Annotated in this window: 28 protein-coding genes and 1 tRNA gene; 18 read left to right on the forward strand and 11 right to left on the reverse strand. The window is 62.7% G+C overall.

Annotation, left to right across the window (positions count from 1 at the left end; genetic code table 11):
* The first annotated feature begins 2 nt into the window (after nt 1–2).
* The 17 genes from ACIGFL_RS07410 to ACIGFL_RS07490 all read left to right on the forward strand — a co-directional run bounded on the left by ACIGFL_RS07410 (nt 3) and on the right by ACIGFL_RS07490 (nt 16,372).
* Entirely contained in the window at nt 3–743 is a 741-nt protein-coding gene (locus ACIGFL_RS07410) for an NRDE family protein (RefSeq protein WP_397496707.1), read from the forward strand.
* A gap of 15 nt (nt 744–758) precedes the next feature.
* Entirely contained in the window at nt 759–1,589 is an 831-nt protein-coding gene (locus ACIGFL_RS07415) for a GNAT family N-acetyltransferase (protein WP_397496708.1), read from the forward strand.
* Between the two features lie 16 nt (nt 1,590–1,605).
* A complete protein-coding gene (locus ACIGFL_RS07420; RefSeq protein ID WP_397496709.1) occupies nt 1,606–3,051 on the forward strand; it encodes a class I adenylate-forming enzyme family protein in 1,446 nt (481 codons plus the stop codon).
* A gap of 8 nt (nt 3,052–3,059) precedes the next feature.
* Nucleotides 3,060–4,217, forward strand: a complete 1,158-nt coding sequence (gene argJ, locus ACIGFL_RS07425; RefSeq protein WP_397496710.1) for a bifunctional glutamate N-acetyltransferase/amino-acid acetyltransferase ArgJ — start codon at nt 3,060–3,062, stop codon at nt 4,215–4,217.
* A 394-nt stretch (nt 4,218–4,611) separates the two neighbouring features.
* On the forward strand, nt 4,612–6,603 hold the full coding sequence (locus ACIGFL_RS07430; RefSeq protein ID WP_397496711.1) for a conjugal transfer protein TraG: 1,992 nt from the start codon (nt 4,612–4,614) through the stop codon (nt 6,601–6,603).
* Nucleotides 6,600–7,034, forward strand: a complete 435-nt coding sequence (locus ACIGFL_RS07435; RefSeq protein WP_397496712.1) for a CopG family transcriptional regulator — start codon at nt 6,600–6,602, stop codon at nt 7,032–7,034. The genes ACIGFL_RS07430 and ACIGFL_RS07435 overlap by 4 nt, the downstream gene beginning before the upstream one ends.
* Before the next feature lie 59 nt (nt 7,035–7,093).
* Nucleotides 7,094–8,062 (forward strand): P-type conjugative transfer ATPase TrbB, encoded by a 969-nt coding sequence (gene trbB, locus ACIGFL_RS07440; protein ID WP_397497101.1) that lies wholly within the window; start codon nt 7,094–7,096, stop codon nt 8,060–8,062.
* Nucleotides 8,034–8,375: a TrbC/VirB2 family protein gene (locus ACIGFL_RS07445; RefSeq protein WP_397496713.1), complete on the forward strand. Its 342-nt coding sequence runs from the start codon at nt 8,034–8,036 to the stop codon at nt 8,373–8,375. Before trbB ends, ACIGFL_RS07445 begins: the two co-directional genes overlap by 29 nt.
* On the forward strand, nt 8,372–8,644 hold the full coding sequence (locus ACIGFL_RS07450) for a VirB3 family type IV secretion system protein (protein ID WP_017678233.1): 273 nt from the start codon (nt 8,372–8,374) through the stop codon (nt 8,642–8,644). Before ACIGFL_RS07445 ends, ACIGFL_RS07450 begins: the two co-directional genes overlap by 4 nt.
* 11 nt (nt 8,645–8,655) lie before the next feature.
* On the forward strand, nt 8,656–11,085 hold the full coding sequence (trbE, locus tag ACIGFL_RS07455) for a conjugal transfer protein TrbE (protein WP_397496714.1): 2,430 nt from the start codon (nt 8,656–8,658) through the stop codon (nt 11,083–11,085).
* A complete protein-coding gene (gene trbJ, locus ACIGFL_RS07460; protein ID WP_397496715.1) occupies nt 11,082–11,816 on the forward strand; it encodes a P-type conjugative transfer protein TrbJ in 735 nt (244 codons plus the stop codon). The genes trbE and trbJ overlap by 4 nt, the downstream gene beginning before the upstream one ends.
* Nucleotides 11,817–11,828: 12 nt before the next feature.
* Nucleotides 11,829–12,014 (forward strand): hypothetical protein, encoded by a 186-nt coding sequence (locus tag ACIGFL_RS07465; protein ID WP_397496716.1) that lies wholly within the window; start codon nt 11,829–11,831, stop codon nt 12,012–12,014.
* Nucleotides 12,011–13,186: a P-type conjugative transfer protein TrbL gene (gene trbL / locus ACIGFL_RS07470; protein ID WP_397496717.1), complete on the forward strand. Its 1,176-nt coding sequence runs from the start codon at nt 12,011–12,013 to the stop codon at nt 13,184–13,186. Before ACIGFL_RS07465 ends, trbL begins: the two co-directional genes overlap by 4 nt.
* Nucleotides 13,187–13,198: 12 nt before the next feature.
* Nucleotides 13,199–13,906 (forward strand): conjugal transfer protein TrbF, encoded by a 708-nt coding sequence (gene trbF, locus ACIGFL_RS07475; protein ID WP_397496718.1) that lies wholly within the window; start codon nt 13,199–13,201, stop codon nt 13,904–13,906.
* Nucleotides 13,903–14,886, forward strand: coding sequence for a P-type conjugative transfer protein TrbG (gene trbG, locus ACIGFL_RS07480; protein ID WP_397496719.1), 984 nt, complete (start codon nt 13,903–13,905; stop codon nt 14,884–14,886). The genes trbF and trbG overlap by 4 nt, the downstream gene beginning before the upstream one ends.
* Before the next feature lie 2 nt (nt 14,887–14,888).
* Nucleotides 14,889–16,154, forward strand: a complete 1,266-nt coding sequence (locus tag ACIGFL_RS07485) for a TrbI/VirB10 family protein (protein WP_397496720.1) — start codon at nt 14,889–14,891, stop codon at nt 16,152–16,154.
* Entirely contained in the window at nt 16,151–16,372 is a 222-nt protein-coding gene (locus ACIGFL_RS07490; RefSeq protein WP_397496721.1) for a DUF2274 domain-containing protein, read from the forward strand. Before ACIGFL_RS07485 ends, ACIGFL_RS07490 begins: the two co-directional genes overlap by 4 nt.
* 382 nt (nt 16,373–16,754) lie before the next feature.
* Here ACIGFL_RS07490 and ACIGFL_RS07495 read toward each other — a convergent pair whose 3' ends face one another.
* The 4 genes from ACIGFL_RS07495 to ACIGFL_RS07510 all read right to left on the reverse strand — a co-directional run bounded on the left by ACIGFL_RS07495 (nt 16,755) and on the right by ACIGFL_RS07510 (nt 20,354).
* Entirely contained in the window at nt 16,755–17,687 is a 933-nt protein-coding gene (locus tag ACIGFL_RS07495) for a nucleotidyl transferase AbiEii/AbiGii toxin family protein (RefSeq protein ID WP_397496722.1), read from the reverse strand.
* On the reverse strand, nt 17,671–18,492 hold the full coding sequence (locus ACIGFL_RS07500) for a type IV toxin-antitoxin system AbiEi family antitoxin domain-containing protein (protein WP_397496723.1): 822 nt from the start codon (nt 18,490–18,492) through the stop codon (nt 17,671–17,673). The genes ACIGFL_RS07495 and ACIGFL_RS07500 overlap by 17 nt, the downstream gene beginning before the upstream one ends.
* A 124-nt stretch (nt 18,493–18,616) precedes the next feature.
* Nucleotides 18,617–19,453 carry a hypothetical protein gene (locus ACIGFL_RS07505; RefSeq protein WP_397496724.1) on the reverse strand — a complete coding sequence of 279 codons (837 nt, stop codon included), beginning with the start codon at nt 19,451–19,453 and terminating at the stop codon, nt 18,617–18,619.
* Between the two features lie 664 nt (nt 19,454–20,117).
* The gene (locus ACIGFL_RS07510; RefSeq protein ID WP_397496725.1) at nt 20,118–20,354 is read right to left on the reverse strand and encodes a hypothetical protein; all 237 of its coding nucleotides are present in this window, start codon (nt 20,352–20,354) and stop codon (nt 20,118–20,120) included.
* A gap of 35 nt (nt 20,355–20,389) precedes the next feature.
* Here ACIGFL_RS07510 and ACIGFL_RS07515 point away from each other — a divergent pair, with 35 nt between their 5' ends.
* The gene (locus ACIGFL_RS07515; protein WP_397496726.1) at nt 20,390–21,589 is read left to right on the forward strand and encodes a tyrosine-type recombinase/integrase; all 1,200 of its coding nucleotides are present in this window, start codon (nt 20,390–20,392) and stop codon (nt 21,587–21,589) included.
* A gap of 95 nt (nt 21,590–21,684) precedes the next feature.
* Here ACIGFL_RS07515 and ACIGFL_RS07520 read toward each other — a convergent pair.
* From ACIGFL_RS07520 to rpmI, 7 genes are all read right to left on the reverse strand, one after another.
* Nucleotides 21,685–21,761: transfer RNA gene (locus ACIGFL_RS07520), tRNA-Pro, on the reverse strand.
* A 76-nt stretch (nt 21,762–21,837) separates the two neighbouring features.
* Nucleotides 21,838–22,194, reverse strand: a complete 357-nt coding sequence (locus ACIGFL_RS07525) for a MerR family transcriptional regulator (RefSeq protein ID WP_021441988.1) — start codon at nt 22,192–22,194, stop codon at nt 21,838–21,840.
* Nucleotides 22,175–22,477 carry an integration host factor subunit alpha gene (ihfA, locus tag ACIGFL_RS07530; protein ID WP_003243414.1) on the reverse strand — a complete coding sequence of 101 codons (303 nt, stop codon included), beginning with the start codon at nt 22,475–22,477 and terminating at the stop codon, nt 22,175–22,177. The genes ACIGFL_RS07525 and ihfA overlap by 20 nt, the downstream gene beginning before the upstream one ends.
* A 3-nt stretch (nt 22,478–22,480) precedes the next feature.
* Nucleotides 22,481–24,859, reverse strand: a complete 2,379-nt coding sequence (pheT, locus tag ACIGFL_RS07535; protein ID WP_397496727.1) for a phenylalanine--tRNA ligase subunit beta — start codon at nt 24,857–24,859, stop codon at nt 22,481–22,483.
* A gap of 42 nt (nt 24,860–24,901) precedes the next feature.
* Nucleotides 24,902–25,918, reverse strand: a complete 1,017-nt coding sequence (pheS, locus tag ACIGFL_RS07540) for a phenylalanine--tRNA ligase subunit alpha (protein ID WP_397496728.1) — start codon at nt 25,916–25,918, stop codon at nt 24,902–24,904.
* A gap of 95 nt (nt 25,919–26,013) precedes the next feature.
* Nucleotides 26,014–26,370 carry a 50S ribosomal protein L20 gene (rplT, locus tag ACIGFL_RS07545; RefSeq protein WP_003243409.1) on the reverse strand — a complete coding sequence of 119 codons (357 nt, stop codon included), beginning with the start codon at nt 26,368–26,370 and terminating at the stop codon, nt 26,014–26,016.
* 29 nt (nt 26,371–26,399) lie between these two features.
* The gene (gene rpmI / locus ACIGFL_RS07550) at nt 26,400–26,594 is read right to left on the reverse strand and encodes a 50S ribosomal protein L35 (protein ID WP_031302581.1); all 195 of its coding nucleotides are present in this window, start codon (nt 26,592–26,594) and stop codon (nt 26,400–26,402) included.
* Between the last annotated feature and the right edge of the window lie 27 nt (nt 26,595–26,621).

Here is a 26,621-nt window from a genome sequence, read left to right on the forward strand (position 1 = left end):
GGGTGTGTACAATCATCGCCGCGGTCGGCCTTTCACCTCAGTGGCCGGTGCTACTGGCGACAGTACGGGACGAGTCGGTTGAACGCCCGTGGCAATCCCCCGCAGCACACTGGTCCGAGAATCATCCGCACGTCATAGGTGGCCTGGATCTACGATCTGGCGGTACATGGCTGGCACTGGATACGAACCAGCATCGCGCCAGCTTCTTGGTCAACCGCCCGGAACTGGCAACCGGAAAAACGCGCAGCCGTGGTGACCTGCCGCTGATCGCTCTGCAGATGCCCAAGCGGCGCTGGGATACCGAGAGCCTGCATCAGTACAACGGTTTCATCCTGGGACAAGCCGATGCCAGCGGCCTGACGCTTCATCAGTGGGACACCCAGACACTGCGTTCGGTGCGCTTGGACAAAGGTATCCACGGCCTATGCTACCGCGGTATCGACCAGGATCACCCTCGCCTGGCGCGCCATCTGCCCCGCTTCGCCGGCAGCCCTCTGCCTCGGCCAGAGGAAGAACCCCCCGCACAAGCCTGGGCTCAGTGGCTTCACCTATTGGCCGGCGATGGCCAGTACAGCAGCGCGGCCGATGCGTTGATGTGGCGGCGCAACGTCGGAGACAGCCTCTGGGCCTCCCAGTCAGCCGCCTGTCTCGCACTGGGCGTACAGCGATCGCGGCTGGACTTCAGCTCTTCGCCACTGGATGCCACCAGTTGGCACAACCTGTCTTTCTCTTTACCCCACTAGAACGAGAACGCTGCCTTGAACATTCAATCTCTCGCTCCGGAGCATTATCCGCAGCTGCTGGATCTCATCCGCCAATCGGATGATGCCGATGCCCAACTGTTCCTCGTCGGAGCCTTGAGCAATCACACCGAGGGCCTGCAAGTATTCGTGCGACAAGACGACAACCGCTTGCTCGGTGCTGTCGCACTGCTGCCGAGCCTACCGCCATTTGCCGTACCGGTTATCCTGGCTGCCGGCGAACCTGACGCAGCGCTGCTGGCACAGATTGCCGAAGACCATGCCAGCCCAAAGATGGCCATCGGCCCCAAGTCCGTTCTGGAAAGCCTCCTCGAACACTGGCCAGCAACTTGGCTGCCTCCGATTGGTAGGCGGGATGAAGTGCTGCTGAAGCAGTTCGTGCCCTTCTCTACCGACTTATCCCCTGCACTCGCTACCCGTCTGGCCAGGCCCGAGGACGAAACCACCTTGGTCGACTACCGCATCCAGATGGAGAAAGACTCCAGCGTGAAGCTGGTCTCCAGTCGTGAGCAAGCCACACAGACAGTTCGCCAACTTACCCAGCGCCAGACCCTGTACGTAATTGAAGTGGATGGTCGGCTCGGTGGCTGCGTAGCCTTGACTAGCCAAGACGAGCAGCACGAGCAACTGGGCTTCATCTTCGTCGAAGCACAACACCGGTTGCGTGGTGTCTCGGACAAGCTGCTAAGCGACGTGTGCGCCAGCATTCACCATCGTCAGCGTAAACCGCTGACTTTTACCTGCGTCGATGGCCCATTGCGCAATCGCCTGAGTGAAATCGGCTTTAGCGTGGCGGGAGAACACCTGAAGCTGTACTTCGGCCACTAATCGAGGATACCGGCACATGTTCCAGCGACAGTTCCTCAGTGTAGTTGCACGCCATCGGGATCACCCGGCAGTCATCGACAACCACGGCAATGTCACTACCTACGGCAACCTGCTGCAAGACATCGAACAGTTGCGCGCGCGCCTGCAGGCAGTCGGCCTGCACGAAGGGGACGTAGTGGCAACCCAACTGGACAACAGTACTGGCTACGTGGCGCTGTTGTTCGCCCTGGCCAGCCTGGGATTGGTCCATTGCCCAGTGAATCAAGCCAGCGACGCCTATCACCGAGCAATGCGTCTTGCCCAAGTAAACGCCGTCGTACTGGTCACCGTATCCGGCATCGTACCGGAAGGCGTGAGCACGCCAGGCTTTGCCCTGTATACCGAGACCCCCACTGCTCTGGAGCCACCTGTATACCGGGAATACTCCGGGCTGATGCGCATGCAAGAAACCTCTGGCAGCACAGGCACGCCGAAGCTCGCCTTGTGGCGTCAGGATCGCCTGTTTCAGGAAATCACTCACTGGGTCGAATGCACCGGGCTAGATTCCAGCGCACGATACCTGAGCATCCACACGCTTGATGGCGGCCATGCTGTAGATCTACATGTATTCCCTGCGCTGCTGAGCGGAGCCACGTTGTACCTGGGCGAAGCTGAGCAGATCGACGACATCCTGCGAATCCTCAAAGAACAACGCATCAGCGTGATGAGCGCACTACCATCGCAGTACCTGGCGCTGGCGCAAGCAGCCCAGAAGCTCGGAACACGCTTGCCGGCACTGACTCACCCGTTCTGCGGAGGTGCCTACCTAGACGATCAAGTAGTGCTAGAAGCCGAACGCTGGCTGGGTGTGCACATCAAGCGCATCTACGGTTCCACAGAGTTCGGCATGATCCTGGCCAACTTCGTACCTGACCTGCAAGTGAGCTGCGGTATGTATCCGGTGGGAGATGTCACGGTCACATTGGCAACTCTCGATCCAGCACAACCCGATGTCGGAGAGATAATCGCCTGCTCCACGCATCGTGGCTCGGGGTACTTCCCTCTCGCGGCCAACCCGGTCGAGGATGCTCCCTATCACACCGGAGATATCGCCCGACGGCTCGAAGACGGAAGCCTCATGCCCCTGGGACGAGTGAACGATGCCCTACTCACCTCACATGGCACACGATTCGCACCTGCCCTGGAAGGGCATATCGCACAGACGCTGATGATCGAGCGAGTGGTAGTACTAGTCGACGAACACGATCATCGTCGTGCCCATGTGGTGCTGCAAACCAGCATCGCCACGGTCCATGAGCAGCACTCGGCACTTCTCAAGATACTGGAGCAATTGGGCATTGATGCTGGTATCGCTGTACTCAAACGGATACCGTTGACGCCGACCGGCAAGCCAGACCGTGTGCGCCTGCGCAAGCTACTCAACGCACAGCACGCGGACAAGGAAACCCTCATCCATCTGTAGGACCTGACATGAGCCACTCGCACATTCAACCGAAAGGTTTTCGCAGCATAATCGCCAACCTGGGCATCAAGGACGATCGTGACGACTTCATGGCCGTCATCTCCGACGTGCCGGCCAATATCAGCGCCGTGTTCACCCAGTCGCGCTTCGCTGGCCCCAGTGTCACCCTGTCCCGCGAGGTCGCCAAACGTGATACTGCGCGAGGAGTGGTAGTGATCGCGCGCAACGCCAACGTCGCTACCGGACCTGAAGGGCTGGCCAATGCTCAGGAAGTGCGCACGGGGCTGGCCCGGGCTGTAGGGATCGACCCACAGGAAGTGGTGATCGCCTCGACCGGCGTGATCGGTCGCCAGTACCCCATGGAGAAGATACGTACCTTTCTGGGCAACGTGCCAGCATTGCAGTCTGCCGATTTCCAGCGTTGCGCAGCGGCGATCATGACCACGGACACCCGCTCCAAGCATGCTGCTCGCAAGATTGGCAACGCAAGTTTGGTGGGTATCGCCAAAGGCGTGGGGATGATCGAGCCGAACATGGCCACCCTGCTGACCTTCTTCTTCACGGATGCGAACATCACTCCCGATGTACTGGATCTATTATTCCGCCGGGTAATCGACAAGACCTTTAATGCCCTGAGCATCGACACCGACACCTCCACCAGCGATTCGGCGGCAATCCTGGCCAACGGGCTGGCGGGTGACGTGGATCTGGTCGAGTTCGAGCAGGCACTCTACGACATTGCCCTGACTCTAGTGCGCATGATCGCCTCGGACGGCGAAGGTGCGAGCAAAACCCTGGAGGTACAGGTCACAGGAGCACGAGATGATGCACAAGCCAAACGTGTAGCCAAAGCAATCGTCAACTCGCCATTGGTCAAGACTGCGGTGCATGGAGCAGATCCGAACTGGGGGCGTGTAGCTATGGCGATCGGCAAATGCGAGGCCGAACATGATATTGACCCGGACAAGGTACGGGTCGTATTTGGCGATACCGAGGCCTATCCACAGCAGCTGGACGACGCCGGCTTGCAGGTGGTCAAAGGTTACCTGCAAGGCAAAGAAGTACTCATTTCGGTGGATCTGAACATCGCTCAGGGGCAGTTCACGGTCTATGGGTGTGATCTTTCGGAAGGCTATATCCGGATCAACGCCGACTACACGACCTGAGTTTTATCGCCTGACCGATCTGCCGAGAGGGCAATCCTCTCGGCAGCCCACTCCCTGTATTCCTGTATTCGTACACTGCCCGATGGACTACCCCGCTCCGGTAGACATCCCCGGCCTATGCTTGGGGTCTGTTAAGCCTCTGTAGAACAGTCCGCTTCTGACTGGTTTTGGCTGGTTTTCGCCTGATGCGACCGGCCGCTGCGGATCGACACCTACCGATCATGTACACCATGCCCTGCTGAGCTTATTCGCGAACCGCTACAGTCTGCAGCCTTTTCCCTCCGTCTTAATCCCCGCCGAAACGGTCTTTGACCCCTCCTCTCCCAGTACCGAACCTTTCGCCTGCGGCACCTCCGCGTGCCGTCCGTTTTCGTCTGGGAGGTTGGGTTCAGAGATGCAAGCGACAACGGTGCTTTACGGCCAGGTGCTGGTGGTGTTGGCCATCACGCTGTCCGGGATATGGAGTGCTACCCAGTGGACAGCTGCCGCGTTCGGCTACCAGGCCCGCCTGGGGGCACCCTGGTTCGAGTTGCTGGGCACTCCGGTCTATCACCCTTGGCGTCTGTTCGAGTGGTGGTTCGTCTTCGATGCCTATGCGCCGGACGTCTTCAACGTCGGCGGCAGCATCGCCGCCAGCAGCAGCCTGCTGGCATTGGTGGTGGCCATCGGCATGGCGATCTGGCGGGCGCGCCAGGCACGCCGCGTCACCACCTACGGTTCGGCGCGTTGGGCCGATGCCGATGAGGTGCGCAAGGCCGGCCTGACCCAGCCGGCGGGTGTGTTCCTCGGCCAGTTCAACGATCAGTACCTGCGCCACGAAGGCCCCGAGCATGTGCTGACCTTCGCGCCGACTCGCTCGGGCAAGGGCGTTGGCCTGGTAGTCCCCACCCTGCTCTCCTGGCCGGCCTCGGCGGTCATTCACGACATCAAAGGCGAGAACTGGAGCCTGACCGCGGGCTGGCGTTCGCGCTTCTCCCACTGCCTCCTATTCAACCCCACCGACCTGGCCTCGGCCGCCTACAACCCGCTGCTGGAAGTGCGCCGTGGCGCCCATGAGGTGCGCGATGTGCAGAACATCGCAGATATCCTGGTCGACCCGGAGGGCGCGCTGGAGCGGCGCAACCACTGGGAGAAGACCAGCCATGCACTGCTGGTCGGGGCCATCCTGCACGTGCTCTATGCCGGCCAGGACAAGACCCTGCGCGGCGTTGCTAACTTCCTCTCCGATCCAGCCTGCACCTTCGAGCTGACGCTGCACCGGATGATGACCACGCCGCACCTGGGCGATGCACCGCATCCAGTGGTGGCCTCGGCCGCGCGGGAAGTGCTCAACAAGAGCGACAACGAGCGCTCGGGCGTACTGTCCACTGCGATGTCGTTCCTCGGTCTGTACCGCGACCCGACAGTGGCCGAGGTCACCTCACGTTGCGACTGGCGCATCGCCGACCTGATCTCGGCCGAGCATCCGGTTTCGCTGTACCTGGTGGTGCCGCCCTCGGATATCAGCCGCACCAAGCCGCTGATCCGCCTGATCCTCAACCAGGTCGGCCGGCGCCTGACCGAGTCGCTCGACGGCTCCGACGGCATCGAGCGCCGGCACAAACTGCTGCTGATGCTTGATGAGTTTCCGGCGCTAGGGCGGCTGGATTTCTTCGAGACGGCGCTGGCCTTCATGGCCGGCTATGGGCTGCGCGCCTTCCTCATCTCGCAGTCGCTGAACCAGATCGACAAGGCCTATGGCCAGAACCACTCGATCCTCGATAACTGCCATGTGCGGGTGACCTTCGCCACCAACGACGAACGCACCGCCAAGCGCATCTCCGAGACCCTGGGCACCGCCACCGAACTGCGCGCGCAGCGCAACTACGCCGGCCACCGTCTGGCGCCATGGCTGGGCCATCTGATGGTCTCGCGCCAGGAAACCGCCCGCCCGCTGCTGACCCCGGGCGAGGTCATGCAACTGCCCAGCGACGAAGCCGTGGTGATGCTTTCGGGCCTGGCGCCGATCCGCGCGAAGAAGCTGCGCTACTTCACCGACGCCAACTTCCAGAGCCGGGTACTGCCGGCGCCGCGCTTGCAGCCGGGCCGCTACGCCGACGCTCCGGCGCCACGCCCAGACGACTGGAGCGGCCTGGCCGTGCCTTCAGCCGCCGGCGCTGCGCCGACTGGCCTGGCCGATGTCGAGAGCGTCGAGGACGGCGGCCCACGCCGTCAGCCCGAGCTGGCGGAGCTCGTCCAGTTGCCGGATCACGACGAGCTGGCCAGCGATCTGCTGCTGCTCGACGAGGACGACATCCCCACTCCCTTCCCCACCCAGCCGGATCCGCGCCTGCAACGCGTGGCGCGGCTGGCCGCCCTCGACCCCGACGATGGAATAGCCCTATGAGCCGAGCCCGCCTCAACCTGTTTATCCAACCCGAGCACGCCAAGCGTCTGAACGAACTGGCGATCACCAAGGGCGTATCGAAGTCCTCGATCATCGCCGCGGCGCTGGCCTCCTGGCTGTCGCCCGAGTCCGGCGAGCAGCGCGAGGTGGCCATGGCCAAACGCCTGGATCGCCTGTCACGTCAGTTCGAGCGCCTGGAGCGCGACCAGCACATCCTGATCGAGACTGTGGCGCTGTATGTGCGCTACTACCTCACGGTCAGCACACCTGTACCCGAGGCGCACCAAGAAGCAGCACGCGCGCAGGGCAAGCAGCGCTTCAGCCAGTTTGTCGAGCAACTGGGGCGTCACCTGCAGCGCGGGCGCAGCTTGGTCAGAGAGGTGCACGAGGAGGTTCAGGCAGAGGCTCAGGCCACTGGAGAGCGCCTATGAACTGCTCCTCTTCCATCGTGCTGAGCGCGGCGGCGACCTCCTTGGATCGTCGCACCCGCATGTTGCACACGGCGATGGGCCCGCTGATCGCGGCGGCCCTGGATGATCCGGACGTGGTCGAGGTGATGCTCAACCCCGACGGCCTGCTCTGGCTGGATCGCCTGTCAGTTGGCCGCGCCCATCTGGGCACGCTGGCAGCTGCCGACGGCGAGCGGATCATCCGCCTGGTGGCCGCGCATGTCGGCGCGGAAGTGCATCGTGGCAGGCCGCTGCTGAGCGCCGAGCTGCCGGAAACCGGCGAGCGCTTCGAGGGCGTGCTGCCGCCGGTGGTGGCCGGACCGACCTTCGCCCTGCGCAAGCGTGCCGCCGGGATCATTCCGCTGCAGCAGTACGTCGCCGACGGCATCCTCAGCGCTACCCAGGCAGAGCACCTGCGCGTGGCCGTACGCGAGCGGCAGAACATCCTGGTGGCCGGCGGTACGAGCAGCGGCAAGACCACCCTGGCCAATGCACTGCTGGTCGAGGTGGCCGGCAGTGGTGACCGCGTGCTGGTGCTGGAGGACACGGTCGAACTGCAGTGTCCGGCCCTCGATCACGTCGCTCTGCGCACCAAGCCCGGCGTGGTCTCCATGGCGGATCTGGTGCGTAGCACGCTGCGTTTGCGCCCCGACCGCGTGGTGGTCGGCGAGGTGCGCGGCGGTGAGGCACTGGATCTGGTCAAGGCCTGGGGCACCGGCCATCCCGGCGGTATCGCCACCATTCACGCTGGATCTGCACAGGGCGCACTGCTGCGCCTGGAGCAACTGATTCTGGAGGTCGCCCTGACCGCGCCGCGGGCGTTGATCGCCGAGTCGGTCAACCTAGTGGTGTTTCTCGCCGGGCGTGGCCGCACGCGCTATGTCCAGCAGATCGCCCGCGTCACCGGCTATGACGAGCGCGGCTACCAACTCACTTCCATCGCCCCCGCATACATTCCTTCGCTGACTCAGGAAAACAGCCATGACTGCCTGCCATCCTCGCGTTGCTAATCGTCGCTGCTTCGTCGGTGCCTTGATGCTCGGCGCGCTCTGCCTGGGCGCTTCCCTGCCCGTGCTCGCCGCTGGCTCCGGCATGCCCTGGGAGGGACCACTGCAAGCAGTCCTCGAATCCGTACAGGGCCCGGTGGCGCGCATCATCGCGGTGATCATCATCATTTCCACCGGCCTGACGCTGGCCTTCGGCGACACCAGCGGCGGCTTCCGCAAGCTGATCCAGATCGTCTTCGGCCTGTCGATCGCCTTCGCCGCGTCGTCGTTCTTCCTCAGCTTCTTCAGCTTCGCCGGCGGGGCGGTGGTCGCATGAACGGCGAGCGCGATCTCATCCCCGGCTTCGAGGTGCCGCTGCACCGCTCGCTGGCCGAGCCGATCCTGCTCGGCGGCGCGCCACGCAACGTGGCGATCCTCAACGGCACCCTGGCGGCCGTGGTCGGCCTGGGCCTGCAACTCTGGCTGCCGGGCCTTGCGCTCTGGCTGATCGGTCATTCGTTGGCGGTGTGGGGCGCCCGCCTGGACCCGCAGTTCCTCCAGGTCTTCGCCCGGCATATCAAGCAGCCGTCGCTGCTGGATGTGTGAGGAGCGCTGCCATGCTGAACCTCACCGAATACCAGCGTCGCCCCGCCCAACTCGCCGACTGGCTGCCCTGGGCCGGCCTGGTCGCCCCCGGCGTGGTGCTGAACAAGGACGGTTCGTTCCAGCGCAGCCTGCGTTTTCGCGGTCCGGACCTGGACAGCGCCACCCAGGGCGAGTTGGTGGCCACCTCGGCGCGCCTGAACAACGCCCTGCGCCGCCTCGGCTCGGGCTGGGCGCTGTTTGTCGAGGCCGAGCGTCTGGCGGCGGCGGACTACCCCGATAGTGACTTTCCCGAGCCGCTGTCCTGGCTGGTGGACGAGGAGCGCCGCGCCGCCTTCGAGGGCCAAAGCAGCCACTTCGAGAGTACCTACCACCTGACGCTGCTCTACCTGCCGCCGGAGGAGTCGCGCTCGCGCGCCGCCGGCCTGCTCTACGAGCACCGGGCGCAGCGCGGCGTCGACTGGCGCGAACGGCTGGCCGCCTTTGTCGCCGAGACGGATCGCTTCTTCGATCTGTTGGACGGGGTGATGTCGGAACTCGCCTGGCTCGACGACAGCCAGACGCTGACCTACCTGCATGCCACGGTTTCGACCTACCGCCAGCGGCTGGTCGTGCCCGAGGTGCCCTTCCACCTCGATACCCTGCTGGCCGACAGTCCGCTGATCACCGGCCTGGCGCCGCGCTTGGGTGAACAGCACCTACGCGTGCTCTCGGTGCGCGGCCTCCCCACCTCGACCTGGCCAGGCGTGCTGGATGACCTCAACCGCCTGGGCTTCGCCTATCGTTGGTCGACCCGTTTCATCTGCTTGGACAAGGACGAGGCCGAGAAGGAACTGGTGCGCCTACGCCGGCAGTGGTTTGCCAAGCGCAAGGGTGTCCTGGCGCTGCTGCGCGAAGCGATTTTCCAGCAGGAGAGCCCACTGCTCGACAGCGACGCGGCGAACAAGGCCTGCGACGCCGACGCGGCGCTGCAAGAACTCGGTGCCGACCAGGTCGCCTTCGGCTATGTGACGGCCACCGTGACGGTGAGCGACTGCGACGCCCAGGTCGCCGACGAGAAGCTGCGCCGGGTCGAGCGGGTGATCCAGGGCCGCGGCTTCGTCACCATCGCCGAGAGTCTCAACGCGGTGGAGGCCTGGCTGTCGTCGATCCCCGGCAACGTCTACGCCAATGTCCGCCAGCCGCTGATCTCCACGCTCAACCTGGCGCACCTGATGCCGGTCTCGGCACTCTGGGCCGGCCCGGCGCGCAACGACCATCTGGATGGCCCGCCATTGGTGATCACCCGCACCGATGGCGCAACGCCGTTTCGTCTGGTCACCCATGTCGGCGATGTCGGCCACACCCTGGTGGCCGGCTCCACTGGCATGGGCAAGTCGGTGTTGCTGGCGACCCTGGCCCTGCAGTTCCGGCGCTACCCGGGTTCGCGTCTGTTTCTCTTCGACATGGGCCGTTCACTGCACGCGACGATGCTGGGGTTAGGTGGCGAGCACTACGACCTGGGCGGCGACGGCGACCTGGCCTTCCAGCCCCTGGCGCGCATCGATCAGCATGGCTACCGAACCTGGGCCGCCGAGTGGCTGGAGGCTCGCCTGCTGCAGGAAGGCGTGGCCGTCGGCCCCGAGCAGAAGGCCGCGCTGTGGACGGCGCTGGACAGCCTGGCCGGCGCGCCGGAGGCGCAGCGCACAATGACCGGTTTGTCCGTGCTGCTGCAGGACAACGCCCTGCGCCAGGCACTTCAGCCCTACGTGCTGGGCGGTGCTCATGGCGCATTGCTGGATGCCGATCAGGATCGTCTGGGCAGCGCCGACGTGCAGTGCTTCGAGATGGAGGAACTGATGCACAGCAAGGCGGCGGTGGCCGCCGTGCTGTGCTACCTGTTCGCCCGTTTCGAGGAGCGCTTTGACGGCGCGCCGACCCTGCTGATCCTCGATGAGGCCTGGCTGTTTCTCGACGATCCGCTGTTCGCCGCCCGCATCCGCCAGTGGCTCAAGACCCTGCGCAAGAAGAACGTCAGCGTCATCTTCGCCACCCAGTCGCTGGCCGACATCAAGGACTCCAGCATCGCTGCGGCAATCATCGAGAGCTGCGCCAGCCGCATCTTCCTGCCCAACCCGCAGGCGGGCGAGCCGCAGATCCGTGGCATCTACCAGGGATTCGGCCTCAACGAACGGCAGATCGAGATCATCGCCCAGGCCACGCCCAAGCGTGATTACTACTACCAGTCGCGCCTGGGCAACCGCCTGTTCGATCTCGGCCTGGGGCCGGTGGCGCTGGCCTTCGCCGCCTCGGCCAGCCCGGCCGAGCAGCGCGAGATCGACCGAATCCTGCAGGCGTCCGGCGCCGCCGATTTTGCCCCTGCCTGGTTGCGCCATCGTGGCCTGGACTGGGCCGCCGACCTGCTCACCGCCTATCCCTCGTCACGCAAGGAGTGCCTGCCATGAGATCCCCTGCCCGCTGTTTACCCTGCACCACGCTGCTGGTGCTTGGCCTGCTGGCCGTGCAGCCGGCCAGCGCCCTGACAGTGATCGACCCGACCAACCTGGCGCAGAACACCCTGACCGCGGTGCGCACCCTGGAGATGGTCAACAACCAGGTTCGCCAACTGCAGAACGAAACCCAGATGCTGCTGAACCAGGGCCGTCACCTGGCGCGTCTGGATTACAACGTGCTCAACCGCCTGCGCATGAGCCTGGCCACTACCGAGCGGCTGCTCGCCGAGGCGCGAGGGCTGGCCTACGAAGTGCAACGCCTGGATCAGGAGTTCGTCCGTCTCTATCCGGCCGAGTACACCGGCGACGTCAGCAGCCAGCGCCTGGCCGAGGAAGCCCGCGAGCGCTGGCAGCAGGGCCTCGACGGGCTGCATACGGCGCTGCGCGTGCAGGCGCAGGTGACGCAGAACCTGGCCGAGGACGAAAGCGCCTTGGCCGCTCTGGTGCAGCAGAGCCAATCCGTGGGTGGCGCATTGCAGGCCGCCCAGGCCACCAACCAGTTGCTGGCCCTGCAGGCCAAGCAGTCGATCCAGGCGCAGCAGCTGCAGATCACCCAGAACCGCGCCATCGCCCTGGAGCTGGCCCGCCAGGCTGCTGCGGCCGAAGAGGCGCGCGAACGGCGGCGACGCTTTATGGGCAGCGGCACGCCCTATACCCCCTACCCCGTGCAGTTCTATCGGTAGGGAGGCGCCCTCATGAGATTCCTGGCACTGCTGCCGCTGCTGGTACTAGCCGCCTGCGGACGGGGCGACGATGGCGTCGTGGCACGGCAAGACGATGCGACTGAGCGCTTCTACTCCGGCTGCGCCCGGCCCGGCGAATTTCTCCGGCCTACCGACTTGCCCGCGATCCCGCCGAGCTTCGACGAGGACGTGCAATGAACGACGTCAGCGTGATCGACCGCTTCCTCGAGGTATTCGGGCTGTACATCGACACGGGCTTCGGCCTGCTAGGCGGCGAGGTGGCCTTTCTCACCATGACACTGGTGGTGATCGACATGACCCTGGCCGGGCTGTTCTGGGCCATGGGCGGCGAGGACGTCAGCGCCAAGCTGATCCGCAAGACGCTTTATGTCGGCGCCTTCGCCTTCATCATCGGCAACTTCAATGCCCTGGCCAAGATCGTCTTCAACTCCTTCGCCGGGTTGGGCCTGCTGGCCGCGGGCTCGGCGCTGAGCCCGGCCGAGTTCCTGCAGCCGGGGCACCTGGCTTCGATCGGTATCGAGGCCGGGCGGCCGCTGCTCGAGCAGATTCGTCACCTGAGCGGCTTTCCCAAGGTGTTCGGCAATCTGGACAGCATCCTGGTGCTGTTTCTGGCCTGGCTGGTGGTGATCGTCAGCTTCTTCTTCCTGGCCATCCAGCTGTTCGTCACCTTGGTCGAGTTCAAGCTGACCACCCTCGCCGGCTTCGTGCTGGTGCCCTTTGCGCTGTGGAACAAGACCGCCTTTCTCGCCGAGAAGGTGCTGGGCAACGTGGTGGCGTCCGGCATCAAGGTGCTGGTGCTGGCGGTGATCGTCGGCATCGGCAGCGGGCTGTTCGCCGAGTTCCAGGCCGTGCCGGACGAGCCCTCCATCGACCATGCGCTGGTGGTCATGCTCGCCTCGCTGGCATTGCTCGGTTTGGGCATCTTCGGGCCGGGTATTGCCACCGGCCTGGTCTCCGGCGCGCCTCAACTCGGTGCCGGCGCAGCAGCCGGTACCGCGCTCGGCGCGGCGGGCATGGCAGTGGGTGCGGCTGCAGTAGCCACAGGTGTCGGCGGCGCGGTATTGGCCGGTGCACGCATGGCACCCGGTGCGGCGCGCGTGGCAATGGGTGGAGCCCATTCTTTGGCTGGCGCGCCCTTTGGAGTTGCAGCCGGCGGTACTGCGGCTGTTGGAACGTCGGCCGCTGCTGGCTCATCGGCGACCCCCGCCAAGCCGCCCGCGTGGGCTAAGCGCCTGCAGCGCAGGCAGCAACTCTCACAGGCCACCAGCACAGTCGCCCACACCCTGCGTGGTGGCGATGGCGGTGGCTCATCACCTGGGCCGCAGATCCGCGACCCATCGAATTCGTAAAGGAGGACGAGGATGCGATTCAGACGTCCACGGGTGCGCTACAGCGACACCCCTCAACCTGTCACCCCTTACCAGGCAGCGGCACAGGCCTGGGACCTGCGCATGGGCAGCAGCCTGGCACAGGCACGCAACTGGCGGCTGATGGCATTCGGTTGCCTGGGTCTGGCGCTGCTGATGACTGGCGGGCTGCTCTGGCGTTCGGCGCAGTCGACGGTGACGCCTTACGTGGTGGAGGTCGACAACCTCGGCCAGGTGCGCGCCGTAGGCGAAGCCGCCAGTTCCTACCAGCCCCAAGATGCGCAAATCGCCCACCACCTGGCGCGCTTTATCGAGCAGGTGCGCTCGCTATCGATCGATCCGGTGGTGGTGCGGCAGAAGTGGCTGGAGGCCTATCACTCCACCACCGACCGCGGCGCGGCCACCCTCAATGACTATGCCCGCGCCAACGATCCCTTCACCCGGGTCGGCAAGGAGTCGGTATCGGTGGAAGTCACCAGCGTGGTGCGCGCCAGCGACAGCTCGTTCCAGGTGCGCTGGATCGAACGCCGTTTCGTGAATGGTTCAGCCGCCGGCCTGGAGCGCTGGACCGCGGTGATCTCGCTGGTACTGCAGCCTCCACGCACCGAGGAAAAGCTGCGCCGCAACCCGCTCGGCATCTACGTCAACGGCCTGTCCTGGAGCCGTGAGCTGGACACTACGGAAGGAGCCAACAAACCATGAAAACCGCCCTGAACCTCCGCGTCTGCCCGCTGCTGCTGAGCCTGCTGGCCGGCTGCGCCAGCCAGCAGCCACCGGTGATCGCCCTGGACGAACCGATCAAGGCGCAGCGCCTGCCGGAGCCGCCCAAACCCATCGAAGTGGTGGAAGTGCCCAAGCCCTTGGCTCTGCCGGCGCAGCTCAAGACGTTGCCGAATCAAGGTAGCAAACCGGCCAAGGAACCGGCCGATGAGCGCGTGCGGGTCTCGCGCGCCAATCGCGAAGCTCGAGTCGCGCCGAGCCGCGAGGGCTACATCAACGCCATCCAAGTCTGGCCCTACTCCGATGGCGCGCTGTACCAGGTGTATGCCAGCCCTGGTCGGGTGACGGCGATCAACCTGCAGCCCGGCGAGGAGCTGGTCACCGTGGCCGCCGGCGACACGGTGCGCTGGATCGTCGGTGATACCTCCAGCGGCAGCGGCGACGAGCTACGCACCAGCGTGCTGATCAAACCGACGCGGGTCGATCTCAAGACCAACCTGGTGATCACCACCACGCGCCGCACCTACCTGATCGAACTGACTTCCACCGAACACACCTGGATGGCGTCGGTGTCCTGGGACTACCCCCAGGACCGCATGCTCGCCCTGCAACGTCGCGCCAGCGCCGCCCAGGCCGCGGCGCCGGTGGATGCCGGCCTGGCGCTGGATCAGCTGCGCTTTCGATACGCGATCAGCGGTAGCAATCCGCCCTGGAAACCGCTGCGCGCCTTCGATGACGGGCGCAAGGTGTATATCCAGTTCCCCGCCGGCATCGCCCAGGGCGAGCTGCCACCGCTGTTCGTGATCGGCCCGGAGGGCGACGGGCAACTGGTCAACTACCGCTTCCGCTCGCCCTACTACATCGTCGATCGCCTGTTCGGCGCGGCCGAGTTGCGCCTGGGCGCCGACAAGGGCGACGTGGTGCGGATCGAGCGCACCGATGGCGTGGCACGGAGGCGCTGAGCATGACGGCCAAGGATGACCTCCAAAGCCCGGCTAACTCGCTCCCGCCGAAGGAAGCGCCGGAGTCGCTGGAGCTGCGCGCCAAGCCGCGCCCTGTCACCCGCCTCAATCCACGCATGCTGGCGGCAGTGGTCGGTGGCCTATCGGCTGCGGTACTGGGTGCCATGCTGTGGTCGCTGCAACCGCAGCAGCGCCGCCAGGGCAACGAGCCGAACGAACTGTACAACGTCGACCGCGTGGCGCGCTCGGAGGGACTGGAGCAGCTACCGGCAGACTACTCTCAGCTGCCACCACCACCTGCTCCCGAGATACCGCAACTGGGCCCACCGCTGCCCGGCGACCTGGGCGGACCGATCCTCAGGGCCGAGCAGCAGGCGCAGGGCTATGGCCATGGTCCGGACGCTGCTGAAGCCGAGCGTCTTGCCCGGCTCAAGGAGGCCGAGGAAGCGGCGCTGTCCTCGGTGTTTTTCCAGACCAACAGCGCGCGGAAATCGAACGTCGCATCCACTGAGGGCGCCCAACCCGATCCCATGATCCTGGGTATGGCCTCGTCAGGCGTGGTAGCCGCAACTGCAGGAACGCCGACCCAGCAGGAACGGAACGAGACGTTTCTCAGTAAATCCGTAAATGCACAAATCCGTAATTCCGGATTACTGCAGATGTCTGACTCGCCCTACCAGGTGATGGCCGGCACCGTGATCGCGGCGGCGCTGGTCACCGGTATCAAGTCGGATCTACCCGGCGACGTGATCGCCACGGTGACCGAACCGGTCTACGACAGCGCCACCGGCCAGCACGTGCTGATCCCCCAAGGCGCGCGCCTGCTGGGCCGCTACAACAGCCAGGTGAGCTACGGGCAAAGCCGCGTGCAGGTGGTATGGCAGCGGGTGATCTTGCCGGACACCTCGTCCTTCCAGCTCGACAATCTGGTCGGTACCGATGCCGCCGGCTATGCCGGCCTTGAGGATGGCGTCGACTGGCATTGGGATCGCATCGTCGCCGGCGCGGCCATGACCAGCCTGCTGGGCATCGGTGCCGAGCTGGCGGCACCGACCAGTCGCACCGACGGCGACCGCATCATCATCGCCGGTCGCGACAGCCTGCAGGACACGGTGAATCAGGTCGGCCAGGAGGTCACCCGCCGCAACCTCGATATCCAACCCACGCTGACCCAGCGTCCCGGCCTGCCCCTGCGCGTGATCGTCAACCGCGACCTGGTGCTGCGCCCCTATCAGCCCTTCTCCGCTCAACAGAGGAACCTGCCATGAGTACGACCAAGCTGCGCCTCGGCCCGCTGCCGAAAACAGAGAACCTGAAGCTGACCTTCACCTGCCCCGCTAACCTGAAAGCCGACCTCGAGCGCTACGCGACGCTGCACTCACAAACCTATGGTGAAGAAGTCGATGCCCTGACGCTCATCCCTCACATGCTGGAGGCCTTCATGGCGAGGGATCGGGTGTTCAGGAGACTTAGTACAACGAGCTGAAAACCGAGTCCTTTTGCCCTGGCTGCCTGTAAAGCCCTTGCCTCCGAAGAGGCTGGTAACAAATGTGATCACGAGCCTTCGCCCCAAAGGCACTCGGACGAAATTGACCTGAATGAATTAAGAAAAAATCAGCTGAACCGCCAAAACTTAAGATTTTCCTGTCTCAATCAAGAAAATCTGGGGACCAGAGCCAAGCTAAAGGAATTCTTGACATGCACCATGTGGAAACTGTGGCTCTCGATATTACGAAGCAAAATCGGCATTAAGTTGCCGATTTTGTGCATTTATGGAGCAATAAAGGCACTTTAATGCCACTTATCCAGATTTACGGAATTTAAAGTGCCGTCGCCGACTGCCAAGCCTGGGTAGCCTGCAGACACTATCAACGTTTGAACATCTCGAAGGCCGCTTGCAACTGAGAATGGTCGGAAGCCCGCTTCGCAGCTGATCGTGAAGCAAGATTCTGCAGTTTCCGTTTTATCGCAGGTAGCTCTGCTGCCTGTGGCAACTCGATCAAGTCAAAATCTGGATTCTCCATCTCGACTGATTCCAGAAATGCTCTCGACTGCGGGGTAAGCCACTCTGAAATTTGTCGAAGAAGCCTGGCGCGGTGTTCCAGCAGTATCTCTGAGCTGACAGGGGCAGCAGTCATACCACGGAAGTGGGTCTCGTATATCGCCTCGAAATCCTTGGGCTCATTGGGAACCAGCATCTCCCAGGCAGGCTTCGGACTGCAGGTCATGTATATCAGGAAGGTTCGCCAAAGGCGCTCATCTGTGCGCGGATCCTCTAGAAGCAAGCCGATATCAAACAGGTCGCGCGGATGCTGTCTCGACAATGCTGCTGCCATTTTCCCCGCATATAGATCCGCAAAGTCGAGCACCTGGATCGAGGCAAAGCCAAAGGCCTCCTGGACCTGCGGCTGGACAACCATTGTTCGTACTGGATGCACAGAGCCGCGCATAACCGGGGTCGTTTCTATTTGCACCCGGGCTCGTCCACGACTCACTATCAGCCTGTTTATGAAGCCACCTCTTTCGGGCGCTGATGTTTGTACCTGTAGCCTTAATGGCGCAGAGCCAAGTGCCCTTCCCAGACCTTCTAATGCATCGGAGATCTGACTAGCATCCTGCGCATAGTCCTGCATCGGCAACCAGGTCAGATCGATATCCACAGACAACCTGGGCAAGTCATGCTCGAACAGGTTGATCGCCGTACCCCCTTTGAGGGCAAATCGTGTTTCTTTCGCCAAGGTCGGCAGAATTTCCACCAATAACTGGACTCGGTCGGTGTAGCGCTTATCCCAGGTGCTCATCAAGATCCGCCGGCAAGGTTATTTGGTAGGTTGGGTTCAAGCGACCACCGGGAACCAGGCAACGCTTTCCCTTCCCTAGATAGACGCCGTCCAACGAGACATGATCCAACCAGGCGTGCCGATGACGCTCTGCGAGCGCCAGGAACAAGCGCTTGGCTTTTATGCTGGTGCAATGCCGCAGCAGCATGCTTACCCTTTGGGGACGAAGGGTGTCCGCACCCTGCATCAGCGCATCCACTTCATAAACGAGCGATGCGTCTGACACGCCATCACACAGCTCGAGGATTGCGCGTTCAGGTGTCGCGACGACGATGCGGCCGCGGTCGCCATCAACATCCACCCATTCGAGCGCTAGATTTCTTAGGACTTCGGCATCCATATCGGCCTTGAATGACAATGCCGACAGATTGAATGGACTTTTGCCGCACAGCATCACCTCAGCCTTCAAGGGAAGCTTTTCCACCCAGGCCGGGAGGCTTCCAGGGCCATATAGAGTGACCCTCTCACGCTCGCCCAACCGCAGGTAGTGCTCGTGCCCATGCCAAGCCAAGGCAAAACGCCCGCCAACATGCAGCGGCAATCGCTCTCCTTCCTGCAGCGCACGCACTACAGCAGCCCAGGTGAGACGTCCGCCTCGTCGCTGATAGATTCCACGCGCAGGCGATTCCAGCCAGCCGCTCGCGATATATCGCGCTACGAGGTTGCTGCTGTAGCCATGAGCCTTCAACCAGCTACTGGACACCAGATCGCTGTCGCCGAGCCCTGCAAGCAAGGAGTTTAGTTTTTCAGATTTTTGCACACTCATAGTGAGCAAAATAGAGCTTTTCTAAACCTTCAGCAAGAAGAGGTTTATAGAAACCCAAAAATACTCACCATTAGTGAGCAAAATTTAGTTCTTATAAACCCACACAAGGAACTCTTGGCCATTGCTATAGGCGCTCCCTAGGCCCCTTCCATTCCAGCAATGCCTGTAGCGGATCCAGCTCGCCAACAAGCTCACGCGCTTGGGCGAGCTTGTCCATAGCAATGCATCGCGCAGCTTCGGGCAGATTCGATACGGAGCTCTCCGCATCACTGAAAAAGGCCTGGATCCGCTTTATGTCATCCCACTGCTTGATGGCGCTCAGCAAATCAGTCCTCGCCTGCGCCCTTGCCTCGCTCTGCCTCTGAATCCGCTCTCTCTCCTCGCGCCGGCGAATCTGTTCCATCCCCTCCTGCTGCCGAATTCTGGCCTGCTCCTCGGCCTCCTCTACCAATCGGGCAACTACAGGCGCGGCGTCTATGAGCTGCTGGACGATCTCATCCAGCTGGCCACGTAGCGAGCCTTGCTTAGCCTCCTTCCAACTCTGAGACCAATCAGTCCACGGATATGGCGAGAACGCCCTTATACATAGGCGGCCGGTCGCAAAGTCCATGCGAGTCGACCAGTTCCAAGTTGAGCTTAAGCGACGCATCTGCTGCGACGGAATCTTGGAGGTGGGGATGTACTTGCCATCGATGTAGCGGGCCTCAAGCTCCTCAGTCATCTCAAACACCGTCAGCCCGATGGCAACCGTCCCGACGAAAACCACTGTGGGCTTGGATGGTGACCACAACGCCGGATGACGATGCCTTGGTTTCTTGGGAGGGTGCTCATGCTCATCAAACGAGTCCCGGGCATAGGTGCGGTCACTCGGAGCAAACATCACGCGATGACCGGCAGCCTCCAGCTTGAGAAACAGCTGATTCGCCAGCTTGAGGGCAGACTCAAGTTGCGGCTTGGTCACCACAACGTCCACCAGGCGCTGCCTCCCGGGCTTGAGGAACCCTTGGTCGATGACGCGCCCCTGCTCAAAGACCTCATACGCTCCCACGACAACAGGATGCTGCCTTGATCGCGATATGCGGAGCTGTTCGGGTTTGATTTTGCGCGGTGCAGGTGCCTTCGGTACCGGTCGAGAAACAGCACCAAGAGTATCTCCCCTGCGCCATACCTGTAGGTCACCAGGCCCAGCCTCAGGCAGGGGTGGCTGAGGACTCGGTATTCCATTCTCCAGCTTTACCCAGTGCCCACGCGGCGGCCGCGGGACATTCATGCGGGTACACACGCGCGCCAAGAAGCTGGAGGAAACACGGTGATGATCCGCGATCTTGGTCATCGGAAGCCGCCACACCTCGGCGTACATCTCCTCACGACTGACTGGGCCACCAGAGCTGGAACCAGGTTGCTGAGATACCTCTTCGGAAGACACGCTTCAATCCTTAAGCCTGATATCACCGTACCAACCAACGACTGGCCACACTCCACGATCCATCAGGTCAAACCAAGCCAAAACAGCTGTTGTACCAAACCCTCCGCAGCCCCCTCCACCACGTTGTCCACCCAACGAGCAGCGGACAGCATCTGCAGCACGGATCAGGGCCAACAAGGAGGCGACATTCATGCCCGCATCATCTGAACAGACAGCCGCACGCTTGATCACCTGCCCACCCCGAATCTTGCGAGCCAGTGCGGCCCCCGCCTACCTCGGCATGTGCCGCACAGAATTCAACAAAACCGTCCGGCCTCACGTGCGGGAATTCCGCATTGGGGTGCAAGGCATCGGCTTTGATCGCGAAGAACTGGATGCCTGGGCAGACACCTACATCGACCAGGCCATCATTGAAAAGGAAGGTGCCAAGGGACATGATCACTCCCGCAGCGAGCGCCAAGGAGAAAAACCATGGCGCGAAAAACCATTAGCGGCCTCTACAAAAGGAACGGGACCTGGCACATCGACAAGGTCTTCAGAGGTCAGCGAATTCAGGAAAGCACTGGATCAAGCGATAGGAAGGAGGCAGAGCAGTACCTGATACACAAGCTGGAAAAGCTCCGGGAACAGAAGATCTACGGCGTCCGCAAGATCAGAACGTGGCGGGAGGCTGCTACGCGTTACCTGACCGAGTACAAGAATCAGCCGTCGATAGGCCTCACGGCCATCTATCTGGAGCAGTTGGACCGGTATATTGGCGACCAGCCTCTGACTCATGTCGACGACGAGACCCTGGCTCCCTACATAAGGGATCGACTCAAGAGTCGTAGAACCAGCGATGGGAAGTTGAAGCCAGGAGTTTCACACCGCACGGTGAACATCGCCCTGGAACGCGTCATACGTATCCTGAATCTTTGCGCCCGAAAATGGCGTGATGAGCAGAAGCGTCCCTGGCTCGACGTGGTACCGATGATCACCAAGCTGGAAGAGAAGAAAACCAGACGCATGCCCTACCCGATGTCCTGGGAAGAGCAGTCGATTCTCTTCGCCGAACTGCCGGATCATTTGCGCCGCATGGCCCTGTACAAGGTCAACAGCGGCTCACGCGAGCAGGAGGTCGTGAAGCTTCGCTGGGATTGGGAGATACCGATTCCTGAGCTCAACACCAGCGTATTTCTCATACCGGCGGATTTTGGTGGCCGACATGAGAGCTCCGGGGTCAAGAACGGCGACGAGCGCCTCGTTGTGCTCAACAACGTAGCCAAGTCGGTCATCGAGGGACAGCGTGGGCTTGATCCAGTTTGGGTATTTCCTTACGGACAACCCGATCGAAACGGCAAGGCCACTCCGGTTCACCGGATGAACGATTCGGCATGGAAGAAAGCCAGGGTCAGAGCAGCGAAGAAGTTCCAGGAGCGTTTTCTGCGCCCTGCCCCAGCTGGATTTGCTTCGATCCGCGTTCACGATCTGAAGCACACCTTCGGCCGAAGACTTCGGGCTGCTGGGGTAACGGAGGAAGACAGGAAGGCTCTGCTGGGCCACAGGAACGGCAGCATCACCAGTCACTACTCGGCCGCCGAGCTGGGCAAACTGATCGATGAAGCCAACAGGATTTCGGCCACCGACTCGCGCGGGCCGGCCCTGACAATTTTGAGGAGAATGGCAGGATGAAAAAAGTCCCGCAAAAGTCCCTGCGCTTCGAGCGTGTGAAGCGCCCATAAAAAAATCCAGTCACCGCTAAGTGACTGGATTTTCTAGGGATTTTTTGGTCGGGACGGAGTGATTCGAACACTCGACCCCTTGCACCCCATGCAAGTGCGCTACCGGGCTGCGCTACGCCCCGATGATGCTTACGTGTTACCGAAAGCGGGAAGAACTATACATTAAGCTTTTGAATTAAGGCAACTTTTTCTTTTGCCCTATTTCCGCAGAACATGCAGCACGTCCTCGAGCTCGACGATCATCTGCTTGATCAGCTGACGATACTGGGTGGTGTCGTCCTTGGCCTCGTCGCCGGAGAGGCGCTGACGCGCCCCGCCGATGGTGAAGCCCTGATCGTAGAGCAACGCGCGAATCTGCCGGATCATCAGTACGTCCTGGCGCTGGTAGTAACGGCGGTTGCCCCGCCGCTTGACCGGATTGAGCTGTGGAAACTCCTGTTCCCAATAACGCAGGACATGGGGTTTGACCGCGCAGAGCTCGCTGACTTCGCCGATGGTGAAGTAGCGCTTGCCGGGTATCGCCGGTAGCTCGTCGTTATGACTTGGTTCCAGCATATGCCTCGACCCTGGCTTTCAGTTTTTGCCCTGGACGAAAGGTGACCACACGGCGAGCCGTGATCGGGATCTCCTCTCCTGTTTTCGGGTTGCGGCCGGGTCGCTGGCGCTTGTCGCGCAAGTCGAAGTTACCGAACCCGGAAAGCTTGACCTGTTCGTTCAGCTCCAGAGCCTGGCGGATCTCTTCAAAAAACAGCTCCACCAGCTCCTTGGCTTCCCGTTTGTTCAGGCCGAGCTCTTCGTACAGACGTTCCGCCATTTCAGCTTTCGTCAGAGCCCCCATACGCTACTTCCTTAACGTGGCGTTGAACCTTTGTTCGAGGCAGGTGAGGATATTTTGCGTAGTAGTACTCACCTCATCGTCATTAAGAGTGCGCGATGGATGCTGCCAGGTCAAGCCGACTGCCAGGCTTTTTCTAAGCGGATCAATGCCTTTACCGTGATAGACGTCAAATAGCTTGAGGTCTGTCAGCCACTCGCCCGCCGCCTCGCGAATGGCGGTGAGCACGGCTTCGGCCGGCTGTTCACGATCGACCAGCAGTGCCAGGTCGCGGCGTACTTCGGGGAAGCGCGACAACTCGCTGAACACCGGCATGCGCCCGACTGCCACTTCGGCCAGCAGCAACTCGAAGAGGAACACCGGCTGATCCAGACCGAGGGTCTTGGCCAGCTCCGGATGCAGGGCCCCCATGAAACCGACCAGACGCCCCTCCCGCTCGATACGCGCGGTCTGACCCGGGTGCAGTGCCGGATGCTCGCCCGGCACGAAGGCGAAGGCATCGGCAGCGCCGGCACAGCCCAGCAGCGCCTCGACATCGGCCTTCAGATCGTAGAAGTCCACACTCTCGCGGCCATTGGCCCAGCCTTCCGGCAGACGGCTGCCGCTGATCACGCCGCCCAGCATGGCTTCCTGCTTGAGGCCTTCGAGCTGGCCGACGAAACGCAGGCCGCTCTCGAACAGACGCACGCGCGACTGCTGGCGATTGAGGTTGTGCTCCAGCGCCTTGACCAGGCCCGGCCACAGCGAGGAGCGCATGGCGGCCATGTCGGCGGAGATCGGGTTGGCCAGCTGCAGCGGGACGACACCCGGGTTGAACAGCTCGAACAGCTTGGGATCGATGAAGCTGTAGGTGATGGCTTCCTGGTAACCGCGCGCCACCAGCAGGCGACGCAGGGCCGGCAGCTCGGCACGGGCTTCGGCCTTGGCCTGCGGGGCCAGGCGCGCCTGCGGGTAACGCACCGGCAGGCGGTTGTAGCCATACAGACGACCCAGCTCTTCGATCAGGTCCACTTCCAGGCTGATATCGAAGCGGTGGCTCGGCACGCTGACCTGCCACTGGCCGGCACCCTCGGCGGTCACGCCCAGGCCGAGCGCGCTGAGCAGGCGCTCGACTTCGGCGCCATCCATGTCCAGGCCAAGCATCTGGCTGATGCGCTCGGCGCGCAGAGTGATCGGCGCGACGTTTGGCAGGTCGGCCGCACTGGCCACTTCGATGATCGGGCCGGCGTCCCCGCCGACGATCTCCAGCAGCAGCGCAGTGGCGCGCTCCATGGCGCTGCGCGCCAGCTGCGAGTCGACGCCGCGCTCGAAGCGATGCGAGGAATCGGTGTGCAGGCCATAGGAGCGCGCCTTGCCGGCCACGGCGATGTTGTCGAAGAAGGCGCTCTCGAGGAACAGATCGCGGGTCTTGCCGCTCACACCGCTGTGCTCGCCACCCATCACGCCGGCAATGGCTAGGGCGCGCTCGTGGTCGGCGATCACCAGGGTGTCGGCGCGCAGGCCGACTTCCTGGCCATCCAGCAGGACCAGCTTCTCGCCCTCTTCCGCCATGCGCACGCGGATGCCGCCGTTGATTTCGGCCAGATCGAAGGCGTGCATCGGCTGACCAAGCTCGAGCATCACGTAGTTGGTGATGTCGACGGCGGCGTCGATGCTGCGGATGTCGGAACGGCGCAGGCGCTCGACCATCCACAGCGGGGTCGGCTTGGACAGGTCAACGTTGCGAATGACACGACCCAGGTAGCGCGGGCAGGCCTTGGGCGCCAGCACTTCAACCGGACGCACTTCGTCATGGGCAGCGGCGACCGGGGTGACGGAGACTGCTGTTACCGGGGCGGCGTAGATGGCGCCGACTTCGCGTGCCAGGCCGGCCAGCGACAGGCAGTCGCCGCGGTTGGGGGTCAGGCCGATTTCGATGCTGGCATCGTCCAGGCCCAGGTAGGCGCGAATGTCCTGGCCGACCGGAGCATCCGCCGCCAGCTCCATCAGGCCGCTGTTGTCGTCGCTGATCTGCAGTTCGGAGGCCGAGCAGAGCATGCCCTGGGACTCCACGCCGCGCAGCTTGGCTTGCTTGATCTTGAAGTCGCCCGGCAGTTCGGCGCCGATCATGGCGAAGGGAATCTTGATGCCGGCACGGGCGTTGGGCGCACCGCAAACCACCTGGAAGTTGGCGCTGCCGTTGCTGACCTGGCACACACGCAGCTTGTCGGCGTCCGGGTGCTGCTCGGCGCTGAGGATCTCGCCCACCACCACGCCGCTGAACTGGCCGGCGACCGGGATCACCGCGTCCACTTCCAGGCCGACCATGGACAGGCGGGCCACCAGCTCGTCGCGCGAGACGTCCGGGTTCACCCAGCTGCGCAGCCACTGTTCACTGAATTTCATACTGTCTGTTCTCCTTAAACGAATTCGATGACGAAGGCGGTACTAGCGAAATTGCGCCAGAAACCGCAGGTCGTTATCGAAGAACAGGCGCAAGTCATTGACGCCATAACGCAGCATGGCCAGGCGCTCGACGCCCATGCCGAAGGCGAAGCCGGAGTATTTCGCCGGATCGATGCCGCTCATGCGCAGCACGTCCGGATGCACCATGCCGCAGCCCATCACTTCCAGCCAGCCGGTCTGCTTGCACACGCGACAGCCCTTGCCCGAGCACATCACGCACTGCATGTCGACTTCGGCCGAGGGCTCGGTGAAGGGGAAGAAGGACGGACGGAAACGCACGCCCAGCGGCTTCTCGAAGAACACCCGGAGGAACTCCTCGATGGTGCCCTTGAGGTCGGCGAAGCTGATACCCTCGTCGACCAGCAGGCCTTCGACCTGGTGGAACATCGGCGAGTGGGTGATATCGGAGTCGCAGCGATAGACGCGGCCGGGGCAGACGATGCGGATCGGCGGCTGCTGCGACTCCATGGTGCGCACCTGCACCGGCGAGGTGTGGGTGCGCAGCAGCATGTTGGCGTTGAAATAGAAGGTGTCGTGCATCGCCCGCGCCGGATGGTGGCCGGGGATGTTGAGGGCTTCGAAGTTGTGGTAATCGTCTTCGACTTCCGGACCCTCGGCGACGTTGTAGCCGATATGGGTGAAGAACTGCTCGACACGCTCGAGGGTACGGGTGACCGGGTGCAGGCCGCCAGGAGCCTGGCCGCGGCCCGGCAGGGTCACGTCGATGCGCTCGGACGCCAGCTTCTCGGCGAGCAGGGCCTGCTCAAGCACGGATTTGCGGGCGTTCAGGGCGTCCTGAACCTGGTTCTTGGCGGCGTTGATCAGGGCGCCAGCCTGCGGACGCTCCTCGGCCGACAGCTTGCCCAGGGTCTGCATCAGGGCGGTCAGCTCGCCCTTCTTGCCGAGATACTGAACCCGGAGTTGTTCCAGGGCGTTGACGTCTGCGGTGTTTTGCACGGCCTCTAGCGCTTGCGAGACCAATGCATCCAGGTTTTCCATGTACGGACTCCAGATACGAAATAGGGGAAGAGCTTGAAGGCTCTTCCCCTATCTTTGACGTTGCCACCGGGCAAGCCCGGTGATTGTCGGGGGACTTAAGCCAGAACGGCCTTAGCTTTCTCGACAATCGCAGCAAACGCCGCTTTTTCGTTCACTGCCAGATCGGCCAGGACCTTACGGTCGATTTCGATCGACGCCTTTTTCAGGCCAGCGATCAGACGGCTGTAGGACAGACCGTTGACGCGAGCACCGGCGTTGATACGGGCGATCCACAGAGCACGGAACTGACGCTTGCGCTGACGACGGTCGCGGTAGGCGTATTGGCCTGCCTTGATCACCGCCTGCTTGGCGACGCGGAACACGCGCGAACGCGCACCGTAGTAGCCCTTGGCGAGCTTCAGGATTTTTTTGTGACGAGCACGAGCGATAACGCCACGCTTAACACGAGCCATGAGTAATTACCTCTAAATATCTTGACCGATTAACGAACGCGCAGCATGCGCTCGACTTTAGCTTTGTCCGACGGGCCGATCAGCGAGCTGCCGCGCAGCTGACGCTTACGTTTGGTGGACATCTTGGTCAGGATGTGGCTCTTGAAAGCGTGCTTGTGCTTGAAGCCCGAAGCAGTCTTCAGGAAGCGCTTTGCAGCGCCGCTCTTGGTTTTCATCTTTGGCATGTTTGGTACTCCGCATTCATTAACAAC

The organism is Pseudomonas sp. NPDC077649 (assembly GCF_044542855.1).
Taxonomy (GTDB): Bacteria; Pseudomonadota; Gammaproteobacteria; order Pseudomonadales; family Pseudomonadaceae; genus Aquipseudomonas.

Excerpts from the sequence above, each read along its gene's own strand:
- trbJ (WP_397496715.1), top strand. The coding sequence starts at position 11,082 with ATGAGATCCCCTGCCCGCTGTTTACCCTGCACCACGCTGCTGGTGCTT.
- ACIGFL_RS07495 (WP_397496722.1), bottom strand. The coding sequence starts at position 17,687 with ATGAGCACCTGGGATAAGCGCTACACCGACCGAGTCCAGTTATTGGTG.
- trbL (WP_397496717.1), top strand. The coding sequence starts at position 12,011 with ATGAACGACGTCAGCGTGATCGACCGCTTCCTCGAGGTATTCGGGCTG.
- ACIGFL_RS07420 (WP_397496709.1), top strand. The coding sequence starts at position 1,606 with ATGTTCCAGCGACAGTTCCTCAGTGTAGTTGCACGCCATCGGGATCAC.
- ACIGFL_RS07500 (WP_397496723.1), bottom strand. The coding sequence starts at position 18,492 with ATGAGTGTGCAAAAATCTGAAAAACTAAACTCCTTGCTTGCAGGGCTC.
- ACIGFL_RS07430 (WP_397496711.1), top strand. The coding sequence starts at position 4,612 with ATGCAAGCGACAACGGTGCTTTACGGCCAGGTGCTGGTGGTGTTGGCC.
- ACIGFL_RS07465 (WP_397496716.1), top strand. The coding sequence starts at position 11,829 with ATGAGATTCCTGGCACTGCTGCCGCTGCTGGTACTAGCCGCCTGCGGA.
- ACIGFL_RS07515 (WP_397496726.1), top strand. The coding sequence starts at position 20,390 with ATGGCGCGAAAAACCATTAGCGGCCTCTACAAAAGGAACGGGACCTGG.
- pheT (WP_397496727.1), bottom strand. The coding sequence starts at position 24,859 with ATGAAATTCAGTGAACAGTGGCTGCGCAGCTGGGTGAACCCGGACGTC.
- ihfA (WP_003243414.1), bottom strand. The coding sequence starts at position 22,477 with ATGGGGGCTCTGACGAAAGCTGAAATGGCGGAACGTCTGTACGAAGAG.
- rplT (WP_003243409.1), bottom strand. The coding sequence starts at position 26,370 with ATGGCTCGTGTTAAGCGTGGCGTTATCGCTCGTGCTCGTCACAAAAAA.
- trbG (WP_397496719.1), top strand. The coding sequence starts at position 13,903 with ATGAAAACCGCCCTGAACCTCCGCGTCTGCCCGCTGCTGCTGAGCCTG.
- trbB (WP_397497101.1), top strand. The coding sequence starts at position 7,094 with ATGTTGCACACGGCGATGGGCCCGCTGATCGCGGCGGCCCTGGATGAT.
- ACIGFL_RS07490 (WP_397496721.1), top strand. The coding sequence starts at position 16,151 with ATGAGTACGACCAAGCTGCGCCTCGGCCCGCTGCCGAAAACAGAGAAC.
- ACIGFL_RS07450 (WP_017678233.1), top strand. The coding sequence starts at position 8,372 with ATGAACGGCGAGCGCGATCTCATCCCCGGCTTCGAGGTGCCGCTGCAC.
- ACIGFL_RS07445 (WP_397496713.1), top strand. The coding sequence starts at position 8,034 with ATGACTGCCTGCCATCCTCGCGTTGCTAATCGTCGCTGCTTCGTCGGT.
- trbF (WP_397496718.1), top strand. The coding sequence starts at position 13,199 with ATGCGATTCAGACGTCCACGGGTGCGCTACAGCGACACCCCTCAACCT.
- trbE (WP_397496714.1), top strand. The coding sequence starts at position 8,656 with ATGCTGAACCTCACCGAATACCAGCGTCGCCCCGCCCAACTCGCCGAC.
- ACIGFL_RS07525 (WP_021441988.1), bottom strand. The coding sequence starts at position 22,194 with ATGCTGGAACCAAGTCATAACGACGAGCTACCGGCGATACCCGGCAAG.
- ACIGFL_RS07485 (WP_397496720.1), top strand. The coding sequence starts at position 14,889 with ATGACGGCCAAGGATGACCTCCAAAGCCCGGCTAACTCGCTCCCGCCG.
- ACIGFL_RS07435 (WP_397496712.1), top strand. The coding sequence starts at position 6,600 with ATGAGCCGAGCCCGCCTCAACCTGTTTATCCAACCCGAGCACGCCAAG.
- argJ (WP_397496710.1), top strand. The coding sequence starts at position 3,060 with ATGAGCCACTCGCACATTCAACCGAAAGGTTTTCGCAGCATAATCGCC.
- pheS (WP_397496728.1), bottom strand. The coding sequence starts at position 25,918 with ATGGAAAACCTGGATGCATTGGTCTCGCAAGCGCTAGAGGCCGTGCAA.
- ACIGFL_RS07510 (WP_397496725.1), bottom strand. The coding sequence starts at position 20,354 with ATGTCCCTTGGCACCTTCCTTTTCAATGATGGCCTGGTCGATGTAGGT.
- rpmI (WP_031302581.1), bottom strand. The coding sequence starts at position 26,594 with ATGCCAAAGATGAAAACCAAGAGCGGCGCTGCAAAGCGCTTCCTGAAG.